This is a genomic window from Nostoc sp. CMAA1605 (assembly GCF_021596505.1).
Lineage (GTDB): Bacteria > Cyanobacteriota > Cyanobacteriia > Cyanobacteriales > Nostocaceae > Trichormus.
Map to the genome: position 1 here is coordinate 50,790 of NZ_PJIZ01000005.1, position 16,858 is coordinate 67,647.

Genomic DNA, 16,858 nt, shown 5'->3' on the forward strand with positions numbered 1-16,858 from the left:
CTCATTTAAAATATTGCTGCCTCAGTAACGTATTTTCCTGCATTATCAAACACTATTTATTAACAATATATTTACTGAGGTTTTTTCTGAAACTCTTAAGCTAAACCAGTTTATGTATAGTTATTTTTTTTGTTTTTATTTTAGCGTCATAAACTATACAAAGCCAACAAAAGCAATGTAACAGAGTGTTACGGAACCCTCTCACATTAGTCAGAAGCCTGAAGTTCCCTATTTTCTAAATTCCCCAGCCGTTGAGCCAAGATTTCTACTCATTCCCTGTTTGACTGCGAAATTCTAAAGATATATGACAGAACCAGCCAATTCCTCCAATCCAAACTCTGTGACTGTGAAAAATGTGCCGCCAGCACCACCGCCACCGCCACCACCCCCAAATGTGATGACGCAACGCCAATATACCCAAACATTGGATATGTCTTCAGTCAATAGAAGTGGCGGACAAGCCGCACCACCTCCCCCAGTTCCAGCTCCTCCTGCGGCGGCGCACCGTCCAGGAATGCCACCACCAATGCCTGCTGCCAGTCCTGCCAGTACAGGGCTAACTTTAGGTGAGATTATCAAGGAAGCCTTTGATAAAGGTTATTCAGATATTCACTTAGGAGTAGGTGAAGTACCCCGCTTTCGTAGCCGAGGAGAGATTACCCCTACAGACTACCCAGAAACGGATAAAGCCATCTTCATGAGTTGGTTGCGAGAGGTAATGAATGAGGCAGAAATTCAAAGATTCCAAGAACATTTAGAATTTGATGGTGCGACTCAGTACGAATTTGCCCGTGTTCGGATTAACGTCTTTGACTCGCTCAAAGGCTATGCAATGGTACTGCGGTTGATTCCTTTAAAAATTCTGTCTATTGATCAATTAAGATTACCGCCTGTCTTCCGTGATATTTGTCATTATCACAAAGGCTTAATTCTAGTCACGGGCCCCACGGGTTCTGGTAAATCCACAACAATGGCAGCCATGATTGACTACATCAACCGAGAAATGGCTAAACACATCATCACCATTGAAGACCCTGTGGAATTTGTCCATCAAAGCCGTAAATCTTTAGTAAAGCAACGGGAAGTAGGGATGCACACCCGAAAATTCGATAATGCCTTAAAGGCAGCTTTGCGGGAAGACCCAGATTTGATTCTGGTGGGTGAAATGCGGGACAAAGAAACCGTTAACACAGCTTTAAAAGCGGCTCAAACTGGTCACTTAGTCATGGGAACTCTGCACACCAACAGTGCGGTAAAAACCATTGAACGGATTTTGAACCTCTATTCAGGTGAAGAACAAGATGCGATGCGGGTAGCACTGGCAGAATCTTTAGTGGCAGTCATTGCTCAAGGCTTGTGCCGGACAACTGACGGCAAGCGGGCAGCTTTCCACGATATCCTGATTAATACAGAGGCAATCAAAGAATGGATCAAAGATGGTAAGTATGATGAAATTACCGAATTGATGAAGCAAGCTGGTTTTGACGGTATGATTACTATGAACCAGTCGTTGCTCAACCTTTATCAAGAAGGTCGCATCACTGAAGAAACAGCCTTAGAAATGTCTCCAACGCCTAATGAAATGGCTCAGTTCCTCCGAGGAAGAGTTTAAGGTAGGGGTGTAAGGGTATAGGGGTGTAAGGGTGTAAGGGTGTAGAAAAGATTTTACCCCATGCCCCATGCCCCATAACCCATGCCCCAGTCCCCAGTCCCCAGTCCCCTAAAGAAATTAACTTGACTACAGATAAGCTATTTCAACCTCAGTTATTCAAGGGAATTGCCCTATTCACACCAGGAGGAGATTTAATTTACTGTATTGACCCTGATAAGCAAGGTCGATGGCATTCGCATCTATGTACTGCTTTGCAAGAAATTCTTGATTTACCAGAACCGCCTCATTTTCTGGTTCCTTGTTATACAGCTACTATTGACCACTGGTTAGATCCGCAAACCCAGCAAGTCAAGACATTCGCGGAAGCTTATCCATTGGTGATTAAGCATCAAGCTATATTAAATGCAATTTTTGAGACTCATGACTTGGTATGGCAACCTGCGCCGTGGCAGGATGGATTGTGCGATCGCATGGTACTATCCACCTATCAATCCGCATTTCCTCAACTCTGGGAAGAACATGATCTAGTCGTCAATTTAGACCTTTCTGAACCAGCACCAAGATATTACCCTCCAGCTAGACCAATACAAAAGACTCAAATTAAGCCCTATGTGCTGCGTTTATTTGTCGCCGGACATAGTGCCAATACAGAACGTATCCTGAAGAATCTACATGAACAATTAGAGCGATCGCTAGGATACCCCTACACCATGAAAGTCATTGATGTTTTAACGAATCCAGAACAAGCAGAAATTGATCAAGTATCTGCCACTCCCACCCTAGTAAAAGTTTGGCCTCATCCCATTCGCCGTCTAGTTGGTGATTTAGATAATCCCGAAAAAACTTCTACAAATGCTAGGAGCGAAAGAGAATTTGTGAGTGATGAGTGGGGAGTGCTGAGTGCTGAGTAGTGAGTGATGAGTGATGAGTGATGAGTGCTGAGTGATGAGTGCTGAGTGATGAGTGATGAGTGCTGAGTGATGAGTGGGGTGTTGAATCAAGTCAAGAAATCTTGAACTTTTAGCGAATAAATCTAGGTTTCAGGTAATCTATGTGCGCTTATCACTCAAACACTCGGTTGTCAATGAGTAAATCTTTCATATACTGGGATGTATAGTAAAGATAAACTTTTGTAAAGCGAGGACTAGGAATGTACATAGTACAGATTGCCTCGGAATGCGCTCCTGTAATTAAGGCAGGAGGTTTAGGGGATGTCGTTTACGGTTTGAGTCGAGAATTAGACATTCGGGGCAATTGCGTCGAACTAATTTTACCCAAGTATGATTGTATGCGTTACGACCATATTTGGGGACTACATGAGGCTTACTTAAATTTGTCCGTGCCTTGGTTTGGTGGCGCAATTCACTGCACCGTATACTGTGGTTGGGTACATGGGCGAGTGTGTTTCTTCATTGAACCCCACTCAGAAGATAATTTCTTTAATCGTGGTTGCTACTACGGTTGTGACGATGATGATATGCGCTTTGCCTTCTTTAGCAAAGCGGCTTTAGAATTCCTCCATCAGAGCAATAAGCGTCCTGACATCATCCACTGTCATGATTGGCAAACAGGCTTAGTTCCCGTCATGCTGTATGAGATTTACAAATATCATGGCATGGCAAATCAACGGGTTTGTTACACCATCCACAACTTTAAACATCAAGGAATTGGTGGCGCAAAAACTCTTTGGGCTACAGGTTTAAATCGAGAGTCCTATTACTTCCAATACGATAAGCTGCGTGACAACTTCAACCCCTTTGCGTTGAACTACATGAAAGGAGGGATTGTTTACTCCAATGCAGTCACAACAGTTTCACCCCACCATGCCCTAGAAGCTCAACATACAGAAGTCGGCTGTGGTTTAGGCCATACGTTGCATTTGCAGCGAGATAAATTTAAAGGGGTACTCAACGGTATTGATTACGATTTTTGGAATCCAGAAATTGACCGTTACATACCGTATAACTACACTGCCGACGATTTTGAACAAAAAATATATAACAAAAAAGCTTTGCGTGAGCGATTAATGCTCCGCGCCTCCGATAAACCCATCATTGCTTATATCGGTCGATTAGATCATCAAAAAGGTGTGCATCTTGTCCACCACGCCATTTATCATTCCCTGAATAAAGAAGCACAATTTGTCTTACTAGGTTCAGCCACGGAACCTGGAATTAACGACCATTTTCGTCATGAAAAAGCATTTTTGAATAGTAACCCAGATGTTCATTTAGAACTGGGCTTTAATGAAGAATTATCTCACCTCATCTATGCTGGAGCGGACATGATTGTTGTTCCCAGCAATTATGAACCCTGTGGTTTAACCCAGATGATTGGGTTAAAGTATGGGACTGTTCCTATCGTGCGGGGCGTTGGTGGATTGGTGAACACAGTATTTGACCGTGATTACGACCCAGATTTACCAGCAGAAAAACGTAATGGTTATGTCTTTTATCAAACCGATAATAATGCTTTAGAATCAGCAATGAATCGGGCAATTGACTTGTGGTATAAGACCCCTGAAGAGTTTCAAAAACTAGCTACTCAGGGTATGAAATATGACTACTCGTGGAATTACCCAGGCACAGAATACTTAAGTATTTACGACTGGATTAGATATAAGTGGTAATCCCACTGTATTTATGTAATTAAGCCAGTAAACTTATATTACTGGCTTTTTTATTGGTTAACTCTAGGCAATTTCAAGAAAGCAATCGCTTGATTTAAAACAGAGTATCATAGTTAATTAATCATCCACAAACCCAAATAAAACCGACAAAAGCCACCCTAGAAAAACTGATTAAACTTCTTATCAACCGGAAAATTGCTGTAAATATAAAGAAATATAAAATTTTGTTGTTGTTAACACAGACGGATTGATCAATCAGCCCAGAGATATAAAAATTCTTTACCATGACGGTGCAGTATCAACATAACAGATTGCAGATAGAAGGAAACTCAACTTCAATAACAAAAAATATACCCAGAGAAAATTAACCTTCCTATTCTTTCCTAATATCGCTCAGACACAGAACGTAGTACAGCAGAACTTATTGTTTTCGACTCGATAATCATGATTAAAAAAAAGCTAAATCTTGCAATCTTTTTACGTGATTTTGCTATCATAAGTAGTTTTACTTTCGTACTGGTGACATAATTTACCTAGATATGCAGTCTTCCTTCAAAATTTAAGTGATAACAATCACATAGATTTATGATTAAGATCCTTGGATATCCGTGAACAAATTGAGATGATTACCTCATTACTGAACTCTAGCCGAGTCATTAATAGGGAACACACTAATTGCCGACAGTCTTGTGAACAAGGTTGTCGGCTTTTTGTTTGTATGGGGACTGGGGATTGGGGATTGGGGATAGGGTAGAAGTAATGAGTGCTGAGTGCTGAGTAATGAGTAATGACTAATGAGTGCTGAGTGCTGAGTGCTGTTAGCGGTAGCGCGGCGTTTAGCCAGTGCTGACTAATGACTAATGACTAATGACTAATGACTATTGACTATTGACTAATGACTATTGACTAATGACTAATGACTATTGACCATTGACTAAATAAAATTTCCCCACCTCTGGTTGGTAACTTGACACAGAACTGGCCACAGCCACAACCAAATGTGGGGAGGTATGATCAAATTGGAGATTTTATCGATGTATGAGGTTAAGACTTCACACTCAATCTAGTAGATTAGAAGCACAGTTGTAGAACCAGCTTAAACTTAATTACTAAGACATCGCTTGAATGATGTAATCAAAGTAAGGGGCTGTAGCTGCGGCATCTTCTGCACTTAATAAGTCTAAAGATGCTGTTTTTAGGCAATTGATAGCTTCTACCATTCCAGGAACAGGAACACCCAAGGAGTTATACATTTCCCGCACTCCGATTAAACCAATGCTTTCAATTGGTTCTTTATCGCCAGCAAGTACACCATAGGTAATCAGGCGTAAGTACCAGCCATAGTCACGGATGCACAAAGCGCGCTGTTTATCACCGTAAGCATTACCGCCAGGTGCGATAAAATCAGGACGCTTCTGCCACAGTTTTTTGGTGGCTTCCTGGACTATCTTTTTTTCGTTTTCCGCTAAGGTAGCAGCAATGCGTGTTCTTTGTTCACCAGTTTGCAAGAACTCTTTAATGCTCTTGAGTTCGCCACTGCTGGGATAACGCAGTTCGTCGTCGGCTTTGAGAATAACTTGGCTAATTACAGTCATGATTATTTAAATCACGCGAAGTATTATTTGCTAGTTTAACGAGTTGGAGGTACAGAAGTGAAGAGGGGAAGAATTAGGGCAGGGGCAGGGGGCAGGGGAACGGGGAAAGAATAACTGTTGACTGTTGACTATTGACTAATGACTAATGACTAATTCTATTTGGCAGCAGGGTGAATTAATAGAACTGACGATCGCAGATTTGAGCGATACAGGTGACGGTGTGGGGCGTTTTCAAGAACGGGTGGTGTTTGTGCCGGATACTGTACCAGGCGATCGCGCTCTGGTACGCTTGGTAAATGTCAAACCTAAATACGCTCACGGCAAACTTAAAGAATTATTACAACCTTCCCCATACCGCATTCGCCCTAGCTGCATTGTGGCTGATAAGTGTGGCGGTTGTCAGTGGCAACATATTGATTATGACTATCAACTCATTGCCAAACGGGATCAGGTTATCCAAGCTTTACAACGTATCGGTGGTTTTACCGCACCATCAGTAGATCCCGTCCTCGTAGCACACTCACCTTTGGATTATCGCAACAAATCCACATATCCATTAGATATTTCTACTACGGGTCAAGTACAAGCTGGTTATTACCAAAAGGGTAGCCATCAATTAGTGAATTTAAATCAATGTCCAGTCCAGGATTCACGCTTAAATCCATTATTAGCGGAAGTTAAGCAAGATATTCAACAGCAAGGCTGGACAATTTATGATGAAAACCGCCATCAAGGACAAATTCGCCATTTGAGTCTCCGCATTGGCAGGCGGACGGGTGAAGTGTTATTAACTTTGGTGGTCAAAGATCAAGATTTACCAAGAATTACTAAGCAAGCCGAGATTTGGCTCAAGCGATATCCCCAACTAGTGGGAGTGTCATTAAATTACAACCCCCAGCGCACCAATGCTATTTTCGGTGCAGAAACTCGCTGCATTGCAGGGGTACCTTATCTGCGAGAAACATTTGCGGGATTAGAATTTCAAGTCCGCCCCGATACATTTTTCCAAGTTTCTACGGAAACTGCTGAAGCTCTCTTAAATGTTATTCAGTCACAACTACAATTGCAGGGTGATGAAGTCTTAGTTGATGCTTATTGCGGCATTGGTACGCTAACTTTACCCCTAGCAAAGCAGGTACGGCAAGCTATAGGAATAGAATTACAAGCTCAATCAGTTCAACAAGCGATCGCTAATGCCGAGCGCAACAGTATACATAACGTAACATTTAAAGTGGGTGCGGCTGAGAAATTACTGCCAAACATGGGAATAATACCGAGTGTAGTCATACTAGACCCGCCACGTAAGGGATGCGATCGCGCTGTCATCGAATCTTTATTATTGTCGAAACCAGAGCGCATCGTTTACGTCAGCTGCAAAGTAGCTACCCTAGCTCGTGATTTGAAATTACTTTGTGAACATGACTTGTACACTATTGAACGCATCCAACCCGCCGATTTTTTCCCCCAAACATCTCATGTTGAAGCCGCCGTCTTTCTTGTGTTATCACATTTTGGCAAGGATACTTAGTCCTTTACAAAAAACTCAAATTGCAAATTTGTAGTCTATTGCATAGTAAAAATGCTAAAATCGGATTAACATCAAAACATCAATAATTTTGCTCATACAACTAAAGTTGCATAGGCTCTATTCACTAATAAAAAGATTGTTGAAATTACAAATCGACGACTTCAAGAGAACTTTATTAACTCTGTAATTCCTATGATTTCTCAACTTGCTAAATGTACTAGCATGAATGAATTCAAGTCGTTTTATGTATCAACAATCACACAAAATCAACAGAGTCAATGCTCCCCAGCATTTTCAATATCTATTAATCAAGACGTAAGTTTGCAGGCAGTATGACTACCTCAAATAATATCAGGCTGTCCGTCAAAACTAACTGATGTCTAGCTAAATGAAAGCTATGGGGTTTCTCTCGTGATTACCATTTCCCTTCGTCCAGTCGGACGTTATTGGGGCACACTTAGTTTCGCCTCAACGCTTTATCTCTGTCCTATTTTAGACTTACTTTTGGCGGAAATTCCAGCCAAATTACAAGCAGAACTGCGGCTAGGACTCCAAGAAGCCCTAGTTAATGCAGCTAAACATGGTAATAATCTTGATCCGAGTAAAAAAGTTGTAGTCCGCTTTTCCCTAATAGACAATCAATATTGGTGGGTGATATCAGACCAGGGTTCTGGCTTTAGTCCTACAACTAGTGAAAATGAAGACCCAACCGATTATTTACCACCTGATGAATCAGAAAGTGGCAGAGGTATGTGTCTGCTACACCAAATTTTTGATCAAGTAGAGTGGAATCGCAAAGGAACAGAACTAAGACTGTGTAAGCAAATGGAAAACCGCCCCCGTCTGTCTTTGAGGCGGTAAATTGGGGATTGGGGATTGGGGATCGGGTACTGGGTATGAGGAAATTCTTTCCCAGTCCCTAGTCCCCAGTCCCCATTCCCTTATTTCCATGCGTTGGACAGGGAGGGCGGAAATAGAACGATTTAACCAACCAACAGCTTGTTCTAGTCTAGCAAGAGCTTCTTGGGGTTGGTTTTTGAGCAGAAATATCATAGCGGCTGCGATTTGTTCACTAGCGCGGGAATTGCGGTTAGACTTGAGGCGATGCCAATCGTTAGGTGAAATACTCAGCCTTTCCATCAGGGCTTGGGCTAGTTCTAAGTCGCTAAATTCATTGAGTTGATTGGTTTGTGAAACCTGGCTAGGTTGAGACATAAATAACCATTGGCAACAGTTACATTTACTTATTACTGTACTACCTGTAAATGAAGCCGCCAAAAAAATCATCCCAGCAGTCAGGGGAAAATCAAGAATTTGATGTGGAACAAGAACTAGCAGAATTAGAGCGATCGCTATCGGCGTTTAAACAACGGTATGATCAAGTGCAGCGCGATCGCACCGAAAAGGCACAATGGCAACAACGTCGCCAAGAATTGCAGCACAATCAGCATCAGACACCAGAAATCAAAGCAGAGTTACGGCAAATTAAACAGCAACTAGAATTGCTAGAACTGAACTTAGAAAGCCAGTTATTTTCTTGGCGTAGCCTGAAAAAACCTTTCTGGCAAGCTGTTCGCTTTGGCGGTATAGGCGTTATTATAGGCTGGATATTAAAGTCCTTGGTTGCGTAGCCTCAATATTGGATTTTGAATAGAATTAGCTGTTAGCATTCTTTAAATAGTACGCCTTATATTCAAACCCTATCGATAACAGAATATGGTAAGTCAACGGATTGCAGAAATATTGCGGAGTGGTCAACCTGATGAGTCTCTAGTGGTTCAAGGCTGGGTGAGAACGAAGCGTGAACTCAAGGGATTTGCGTTTATTGAAGTTAATGACGGCTCATCACTAGGTAATTTGCAAGTCGTCATCAATCAGGATTTACCAGACTACGAAGCCATCTTAAAACAAATCAACACAGGCGCGTCAGTGGAAGTTAAAGGCGTGCTGGTGGCTTCCCAAGGGAAGGGACAGCGCATTGAGTTAACAGCCGATGCGGTGAAAGTCTACGGTGATGCTGATCCCGAAACTTATCCATTGCAAAAGAAACGCCACTCTTTTGAATTTTTACGCACCATTGGACATTTGCGATCGCGTACCAACTCTTTTGGTGCAGTTTTCCGCGTCAGAAACGCTTGTTCCACAGCCATTCACCAATTCTTCCAAGAAAGAGGCTTTTTGTGGGTACACACCCCCATTATCACCGCTAGTGACTGCGAAGGTGCAGGGGAACTATTCAGTGTCACCAGTTTAGATTTAAAGAATGTACCCCGCACAGAAAATCAAGCCATCGATTACAGTCAAGATTTCTTTGCTAAACCCACCTACTTAACCGTCAGTGGACAACTAGAAGCCGAAGTCATGGCGATGGCTTTTAGCAACGTCTACACCTTCGGCCCTACCTTCCGTGCAGAAAATTCCAACACCTCCCGTCACCTCGCAGAATTCTGGATGGTTGAACCAGAAATGGCGTTTTGTGACCTAGAAGGTGATATGGATTTAGCTGAGGCGTTTCTCAAACACATTTTTAATTATGTGTTAGCAAAATGTCCAGAAGACATGGAATTTTTCAACCAACGCATCGATAATACAGTCTTAGCTACAGCCGAAAATATCATTAACAATCAATTTGAGCGTTTGACTTACACAGATGCTATCAAACTATTAGAAAAAGCTGATGTGAAATTTGATTATCCTGTAAGTTGGGGCTTAGATTTGCAATCAGAACATGAGCGTTATTTAGCAGAACAACTTTTCAAAAAACCAGTCATCGTCACAGATTATCCCGCACAAATTAAAGCCTTCTATATGCGCTTGAATGATGACGAAAAAACCGTCCGTGCAATGGATATCCTTGCACCGAAAATTGGGGAAATCATCGGCGGTTCACAACGGGAAGAACGTTTAGATGTCTTAGAACGTCGTGTGTTAGCCCAAGGAATGAAACCTGAAGATTTATGGTGGTATCTCGATTTACGTCGTTACGGTACAGTTCCTCATGCTGGGTTTGGTTTGGGTTTTGAAAGACTGGTGCAGTTCATCACAGGTATGGGTAATATTCGTGATGTGATTCCTTTCCCCCGTACACCACAAAACGCTGAGTTTTAATATCACTATCAATGAGACGAAAAAAACCCGCGTTTGCGGGTTTTTTTTGAGATTTTAAGAGTTTTGCATCTGTTTTTGTAAAGTCTGAACTTGTTCAAGAGATAATTCAGTTACTTGAGCAATTTGCTCTAAATCCATACCTATTTGCAGTAAATTTAAAGCTAACTTTCGTGTTGCTTCAACTCGACCTTCTGCTCGACCTTCTTGGAGAATTTCCTGATAAATGACTGATTCGCGCATAATCTCACTCCTGAAAATTCTACTAATTACATCTTTTTGTAAGACGATACCTGCTAGAATTGCGCTGGCTGCTGCTATGTTTCTTTGTAGCTGTTGATCTGTAATTGCTTCCACCGCCTTTGCTACTTCATTTAATACCATTGTAGGATCTTTAGTCTGACTTAAGGCAGCGAAGGGTAATAAGCCAGGAACAGTCATAAACCTTTCTGTTGGTTCTTCCCATAGGCGTATGACCTCAAACTCATGGTAAGTTTTTTCTAACCGAAAGTCGTTTTTATTGACCAATGGAGAAGCGGTTTTTCGCAAGTAGATAACTACTTGACGCATTTGTTTTTCAGGAAAACGACGATACACCCTGATGCGATAATCTAACATCCGAAAGGGCATATCTTCGTCTGCATCGGTTTGAAATTCAGTATGTAGAACTAGGTTATCCGACTGTAATAAGATTAACGAATCAGCGCGGATAGGTTCGTTGGATAGTTCCGTAGGACTTAACTCTGTGAGTTTAATCGGTGAACCTAGTAACCAGGTGGCTAAGTCGTCTTTGAAATTTTCAGCAATAAATTTACAAATATTGTCATACATAATTTAAATAAATTAAGATGATGTAATTTAAATAAATGTAAAGTTTGATGGGTGTTAGCACATCTAACACCCATCAAACTTTACTGAATAAATGTAATTTAGGAATTTTGCCGTTAGGATACTTCACTAAATTAGCTAACTCGTCTAATTGGGTGATGGCTTCTGCACCCTCACATTTCATTAACTCGCGGTCATCCCACATTTCCATCCAAGTGATCCCATAGTCAGAGACTAAAAACCGAATTAAGTGTTTTTCTTCTAAACTCACCATGAAGGAAGCACTTCTCATTTGGTCGCCACAAGTATAGAAAGATGTAGTGTACCCTTTATTCTCCAGCGCGATCGCCAGGGCTTGTAAGTTAATTACCAAGTCGTGAATGAATTCTTGATGTTGTTGCGCTAATCTGAGAAACATAAGTTTTCTCCTACTGCGATCGCAGTTAAGCTAGGACGAAGTGAAGATTGATCTTGAAGACGAGACAGAAGGGAAGAGGGTTCTTTGATATTGTATTATTCTTCACTCAGTTTAGTTTTTCCCAGTCGTTCTACTTAAATTAAATTTGCAAAGCTGTTCTAATATCTTTAACTATGACTTGAGGCTGGGCTGTAACATCTATACATACAGCGTCTATAGGTTCTTCTAGAGTCGTAAATTGACTCGTCAAGAGTGTGGGGTTCATATAGTGATTTTGACGGGCTTGCAGTCGTTGCTGAATCACATTGTAAGACCCTTTGAGGTAAACTAGTTTGACGCGATCGCCTACGGTGGGCGGAGCATCGTCCTTATCTATGACTAAAAATTGACGATAACTTGCTTTGAGTGCAGAACACGCCAGCACAACGTTTCTATTTTCTTGCAACCATTGCTTAATTGCCGTTTGTAAATCTTGTAACCAGGGTATCCTATCCACATCACTCAAAGGAATACCACGGCGCATTTTCTCAACGTTTGCTGGCGAGTGGAAATCATCTGCGTCAATAAACTCCCAGCTTAAGGATGCTGCTAGCATTTGCCCTATAGTGGTCTTCCCAGACCCAGAAACACCCATCAGCAGAATAATCATTATCAAGTGTCCAGTAAGGAATTGAGTTAAAGGTACATCTAAATTTTTACCCTAAAACCTTGCCTAGCAATACTTCCTGAACTGAAGTGTGTCTCTATCATTTTAACAAAATGTGGGGGTTTAAGTCCTCAGTTTTCATCGAGCCTCCAGTGTTGTGGCTCTTTCTAAATCCCCGTTACAACACAGAAAAAGCAAATGAGGAATTGTTGTAAACTGTTGGTTTCCTGAAAAGCGTCCAACAGATAACACCTTAGCGATTATACCAATTCGCAATTCGCAATTCGCAATTCGCAATTCGCAATTCGCAATGGACTTCTCTACGAGACGCTGCGCGTAGCTTGCTTCCCCGTTCGCGGTAACGTTGCGTAGCAAAGGGGTACGTCCCGCTACGCTCTAAGGGCAGCTATGCCTTAGACTTTACGCAATTAAGAAAGTCAGATACGTCTTGGTTTTAAGCTTTGCATCTGTTGCTTAATTTTGGAGAGTTGGTATTACCCATGAAATGAAGAGTAAAATTTCTTGTTTTTAGGAAATTCCAGAAAGTTCCGTCACACCCCTACACCCTTATTCCTTTTCGCAATAATTAAGCTATCAGCTGTCAGCAGTCAGTTAATTATTGTAAAGCTGACGGCTGAACGCTGATAGCTAGTTAGGCCATTTGATTTTCAATCGCCCACCGCGCCAACTCAGTACGGTTGTGGAGATTGGTTTTACCCAACATATTGGAAACATGGCTTTCAACCGTGCGCTGACTAACGTTTAATTCTTCAGCGATTTCGCGGTTAGCTAAACCCCTAGCCACAAACTGTACTACTTTCAGTTCAGTCGGAGTCAATTGCACATCAAACGGAACTTGGATGCGAGAACCATTTTCGCCTCCTTTGGTTTGGTGGTCTTTCCAACGGATAGTTTGCTTCAGGGAAGATTCTACCTGTGCTACTAGTTCTTCTGGCTCAAAAGGTTTGACCATATAGACATCAGCACCTTTATTGAGACCTTTAACTCGGTCTGCACTTTGTCCTTTGGCTGACAGGAAAAGGACAGGAATCCAACTTGTGCGTTCATTTTGCCGGACTTGTTCTACAAATGTGTATCCGTCCATTTCCGGCATCATCACGTCACAGATAATCATGTCGGGAACCTCATGTTCGAGAATCTCTAAAGCTTCCCGTCCGTTTTCTGCGGTGATGACTTCATATCCTCGGAATTCCAGATAGTCCTTCACCAGCAAGATGAGGTTAGGGTCATCATCAATCAGTAGAAGTCGTTTGTGATCTTTCATGCTGGGCTCTTTCATAGCAGTGGCACTTGTCGCGCTTCGATCCATCAAGGTCTTGATATAGTTATCCTTATATGGTGGATTGTTGAGATGTTGTCATTTTTCCCACTTAACTTACCCTTGCTTGACTTGAAGTCTCACAAGTAGTTTCCACTTTCTGTAAGACTGTTAGCTCATTGGCAATATTCTAGTAAGGATACGTAGAGCAGTAGTAATTATAATGCGCTATTATATATCCCTTTGAAAGTGGTGGGTGAAAAAACACTGATTAAATAATAATCTTTCTAGTTCACAGTAGTTCACTCAGTAAGTGTTGGCCTATGATGACCCTAGCTGTCAAACCACCTGCACTTTCATAGGCTGACTACTCTACAATACCCTGCCGATGTTCAGCCTTAATCTTAAGATGTTTACGAGCAAGTAAGGGAGTTGTTGGCAAAGGATGGGTTAAAAACGCATATTCTTTCACCACCATTATGCCTATCAAGTGTTCTCGGACGATCCGCTCAATAACCTCCGGGTTTGCTTGGCGAAACCAGACACTATCCGGGTAGACAACTATTATCTATCTAGAACAACAAACTCGCAAGTAATAAACTCGTATTTTGTTGCACCAGATCACTGTATTGTTACTCATTGAGCGGCTCTCTGATTACTGTTCTATACTAATTTCCCCACTTTGCAAATAAAGTTGACCATATAAAAATATTCGTAACTTATGGAAAAGAACCAGAAAAATACTAATAATTAAGAATTTATACTTACGCAACTAACTAAAGGGGTATAAAAATTAGTTATTTAGTTATTAGTCAATAGTCATTAGTCATTAGTTTTTCCTCTCCTACCTTGTCTCCTTCTCCCAATGCCCCATGCCCAGTCCCCAGTCCCCAATCCCCAGTCCCCAGTCCCCAGTCCCCAATGCCGCCCAATCCCCAACCATAGTTCGGAAACCCGTACCCACTGAATCATTGCCATTGGAGGTAATTCTCCGATAAATTAGCACTCAGGAGTTGAGAGTGCTAACTCTGGAGAAATTAAAATTATGGCAGCTGTATCTCTAAGCGTATCTACAGTTAAACCTTTAGGCGATCGCGTTTTCGTGAAAGTAAGCGCATCTGAAGAAAAGACCGCCGGTGGTCTTTACTTGCCCGACACCGCGAAAGAAAAGCCCCAAGTAGGTGAAGTAGTCGCCCTTGGCCCTGGCAGACGTAATGACGACGGTAGCCGTCAAGAATTGGAAGTTAAAGTTGGCGATAAAGTGCTGTACTCCAAGTACGCTGGCACAGATATCAAGCTCGGCACAGAAGAATACGTACTGCTCTCTGAAAAAGACATTCTAGCAGTCGTTGGCTAAATGAGTGGTGCGGGTTACGGCACACAAAGCATAAGCATAAACCATACCCAATGCCCAATGCCCAATGCCCCATGCCCAAATTAATTTTCCAAACCAAATTGACTCACACTACCTGAGATTAAGACACCTATGGCAAAGCGCATTATTTACAACGAAAACGCTCGTCGCGCCCTAGAGCGTGGTATCGACATTCTAGCTGAGGCTGTAGCTGTTACCCTTGGCCCCAAAGGTCGCAACGTAGTATTAGAAAAGAAATTTGGTGCGCCCCAAATCGTTAACGACGGCGTAACCATCGCTAAAGAAATCGAATTAGAAGATCATATTGAAAACACTGGCGTATCTTTGATTCGTCAAGCTGCTTCTAAAACCAACGATGCAGCAGGCGACGGTACAACCACAGCTACCGTTTTGGCTCACGCCATTGTCAAAGAAGGTTTGCGGAACGTAGCCGCAGGCGCAAACGCTATTCTCTTAAAGCGCGGTATTGATAAAGCAACCAACTTCTTGGTTGAAAAAATTAAAGAACACGCTCGTCCTGTAGAAGATTCTAAGGCGATCGCTCAAGTAGGCGCAATCTCTGCTGGTAACGACGATGAAGTCGGTCAGATGATTGCGGAAGCAATGGACAAAGTAGGTAAAGAAGGCGTTATCTCCTTAGAAGAAGGTAAGTCTGTAACTACCGAATTGGAAGTTACCGAAGGTATGCGCTTCGACAAAGGCTATATCTCCCCCTACTTCGCCACCGACCCAGAACGGATGGAAGCAATTTTCGATGAGCCTTACCTGTTGTTAACAGATAAGAAAATTGCGCTGGTACAAGATTTAGTACCTGTTCTTGAGCAAGTAGCTCGCGCTGGTCGTCCTTTGGTGATTATCGCTGAAGATATTGAAAAAGAAGCTTTAGCAACCTTAGTCGTTAACCGTTTACGCGGTGTACTCAACGTTGCTGCTGTTAAAGCTCCTGGATTTGGCGATCGCCGCAAAGCTATGCTGGAAGATATCGCTATCCTCACCGGCGGTCAACTCATCACCGAAGATGCTGGTCTGAAGCTCGACAACACCAAGCTGGATAGCTTAGGTAAAGCCCGCCGCATCACCATTACCAAAGACAGCACCACAATTGTTGCTGAAGGTAATGACGTTGCAGTTAAAGCGCGTGTAGAACAAATTCGCCGTCAAATGGAAGAAACCGAATCTTCCTACGACAAAGAAAAACTTCAAGAGCGTTTGGCTAAATTGTCTGGTGGTGTAGCTGTAGTGAAAGTTGGCGCAGCTACCGAAACCGAAATGAAAGACAAGAAACTCCGCCTAGAAGATGCTATCAACGCTACTAAAGCGGCTGTTGAAGAAGGTATCGTTCCTGGTGGTGGTACAACCCTCGCTCACCTCACCCCCGAACTCGAAGCTTGGGCTAACAGCAACCTCAAAGAAGAAGAATTAACTGGTGCTTTGATTGTTGCTCGTGCATTACCCGCACCTCTGAAGAGAATTGCTGAAAACGCAGGTCAAAACGGTGCTGTAATTGCTGAACGCGTCAAAGAGAAAGAATTCAACGTTGGTTTCAACGCTGCTACCAACGAATTCGTAGATATGCTCGCAGCTGGTATCGTTGACCCAGCGAAAGTAACCCGTTCTGCCCTGCAAAACGCTGCGTCTATCGCTGGTATGGTGCTAACAACCGAGTGCATCGTTGTTGACAAACCAGAACCTAAAGATGGCGCGCCTGCGGCTGCTGGTGCTGGCGGCGGTGACTTCGATTACTAATATTCTATAGTCACATAAGTTTAAAAAATAGCTGCTTCTTTCAGAGAAGCAGCTATTTTTATGGTAATTAGAAAAAGTACAGAGTAAAAGTGAATAC

Annotated in this window: 15 protein-coding genes and 2 pseudogenes; 10 read left to right on the forward strand and 7 right to left on the reverse strand. The window is 42.4% G+C overall.

Annotated features, from left to right (window positions below):
- Positions 1 to 304: 304 nt before the first annotated feature.
- From CV014_RS03185 to CV014_RS29840, 4 genes and pseudogenes are all read left to right on the forward strand, one after another.
- Positions 305 to 1,612: a type IV pilus twitching motility protein PilT gene (locus tag CV014_RS03185; RefSeq protein ID WP_236140701.1), complete on the forward strand. Its 1,308-nt coding sequence runs from the start codon at positions 305 to 307 to the stop codon at positions 1,610 to 1,612.
- A gap of 122 nt (positions 1,613 to 1,734) precedes the next feature.
- Positions 1,735 to 2,491, forward strand: a pseudogene (locus CV014_RS03190) (circadian clock KaiB family protein).
- A 271-nt stretch (positions 2,492 to 2,762) separates the two neighbouring features.
- Entirely contained in the window at positions 2,763 to 4,241 is a 1,479-nt protein-coding gene (gene glgA / locus CV014_RS03195; protein WP_236140702.1) for a glycogen synthase GlgA, read from the forward strand.
- A gap of 622 nt (positions 4,242 to 4,863) precedes the next feature.
- Positions 4,864 to 4,995, forward strand: coding sequence for a hypothetical protein (locus tag CV014_RS29840; protein ID WP_268964468.1), 132 nt, complete (start codon positions 4,864 to 4,866; stop codon positions 4,993 to 4,995).
- Positions 4,996 to 5,350: 355 nt separating this feature from the next.
- Here the strand turns inward: CV014_RS29840 and CV014_RS03200 are convergent, their stop codons facing one another.
- Positions 5,351 to 5,836: an allophycocyanin subunit alpha-B gene (locus CV014_RS03200; protein ID WP_103140195.1), complete on the reverse strand. Its 486-nt coding sequence runs from the start codon at positions 5,834 to 5,836 to the stop codon at positions 5,351 to 5,353.
- 145 nt (positions 5,837 to 5,981) lie between these two features.
- Between CV014_RS03200 and rlmD the strand changes: the two genes are divergently transcribed.
- A complete protein-coding gene (rlmD, locus tag CV014_RS03205; RefSeq protein WP_236140703.1) occupies positions 5,982 to 7,364 on the forward strand; it encodes a 23S rRNA (uracil(1939)-C(5))-methyltransferase RlmD in 1,383 nt (460 codons plus the stop codon).
- A gap of 411 nt (positions 7,365 to 7,775) precedes the next feature.
- Positions 7,776 to 8,225 carry an ATP-binding protein gene (locus tag CV014_RS03210; RefSeq protein ID WP_236140704.1) on the forward strand — a complete coding sequence of 150 codons (450 nt, stop codon included), beginning with the start codon at positions 7,776 to 7,778 and terminating at the stop codon, positions 8,223 to 8,225.
- Between the two features lie 58 nt (positions 8,226 to 8,283).
- Here CV014_RS03210 and CV014_RS03215 read toward each other — a convergent pair.
- Positions 8,284 to 8,579 (reverse strand): annotated as a pseudogene (locus tag CV014_RS03215) (DUF6439 family protein).
- Positions 8,580 to 8,629: 50 nt separating this feature from the next.
- Between CV014_RS03215 and CV014_RS03220 the strand changes: the two are divergent.
- Positions 8,630 to 8,995, forward strand: a complete 366-nt coding sequence (locus CV014_RS03220; RefSeq protein WP_236140705.1) for a hypothetical protein — start codon at positions 8,630 to 8,632, stop codon at positions 8,993 to 8,995.
- A gap of 85 nt (positions 8,996 to 9,080) precedes the next feature.
- Positions 9,081 to 10,472 (forward strand): asparagine--tRNA ligase, encoded by a 1,392-nt coding sequence (gene asnS / locus CV014_RS03225; protein ID WP_236140706.1) that lies wholly within the window; start codon positions 9,081 to 9,083, stop codon positions 10,470 to 10,472.
- Positions 10,473 to 10,526: 54 nt separating this feature from the next.
- On the opposite strand, the gene CV014_RS03230 is transcribed toward asnS, so the two are convergent.
- From CV014_RS03230 to CV014_RS03250, 5 genes are all read right to left on the reverse strand, one after another.
- Positions 10,527 to 11,300, reverse strand: a complete 774-nt coding sequence (locus CV014_RS03230) for an Rpn family recombination-promoting nuclease/putative transposase (RefSeq protein WP_236140707.1) — start codon at positions 11,298 to 11,300, stop codon at positions 10,527 to 10,529.
- Between the two features lie 73 nt (positions 11,301 to 11,373).
- Positions 11,374 to 11,715: a DUF1815 family protein gene (locus tag CV014_RS03235; RefSeq protein WP_236140708.1), complete on the reverse strand. Its 342-nt coding sequence runs from the start codon at positions 11,713 to 11,715 to the stop codon at positions 11,374 to 11,376.
- Positions 11,716 to 11,854: 139 nt separating this feature from the next.
- Positions 11,855 to 12,364, reverse strand: coding sequence for a gluconokinase (locus CV014_RS03240; RefSeq protein ID WP_236140709.1), 510 nt, complete (start codon positions 12,362 to 12,364; stop codon positions 11,855 to 11,857).
- A gap of 649 nt (positions 12,365 to 13,013) precedes the next feature.
- On the reverse strand, positions 13,014 to 13,691 hold the full coding sequence (locus tag CV014_RS03245; protein WP_236140710.1) for a response regulator transcription factor: 678 nt from the start codon (positions 13,689 to 13,691) through the stop codon (positions 13,014 to 13,016).
- A gap of 771 nt (positions 13,692 to 14,462) precedes the next feature.
- Positions 14,463 to 14,618 (reverse strand): hypothetical protein, encoded by a 156-nt coding sequence (locus CV014_RS03250; protein ID WP_236140711.1) that lies wholly within the window; start codon positions 14,616 to 14,618, stop codon positions 14,463 to 14,465.
- 67 nt (positions 14,619 to 14,685) lie between these two features.
- Here CV014_RS03250 and groES point away from each other — a divergent pair, with 67 nt between their 5' ends.
- Both groES and groL read left to right on the forward strand, forming a co-directional pair.
- Positions 14,686 to 14,997, forward strand: coding sequence for a co-chaperone GroES (groES, locus tag CV014_RS03255; protein WP_066375868.1), 312 nt, complete (start codon positions 14,686 to 14,688; stop codon positions 14,995 to 14,997).
- Positions 14,998 to 15,126: 129 nt separating this feature from the next.
- Complete coding sequence (groL, locus tag CV014_RS03260; RefSeq protein WP_103140185.1) at positions 15,127 to 16,761, forward strand: chaperonin GroEL; 1,635 nt, start codon at positions 15,127 to 15,129, stop codon at positions 16,759 to 16,761.
- Positions 16,762 to 16,858 lie beyond the last annotated feature (97 nt).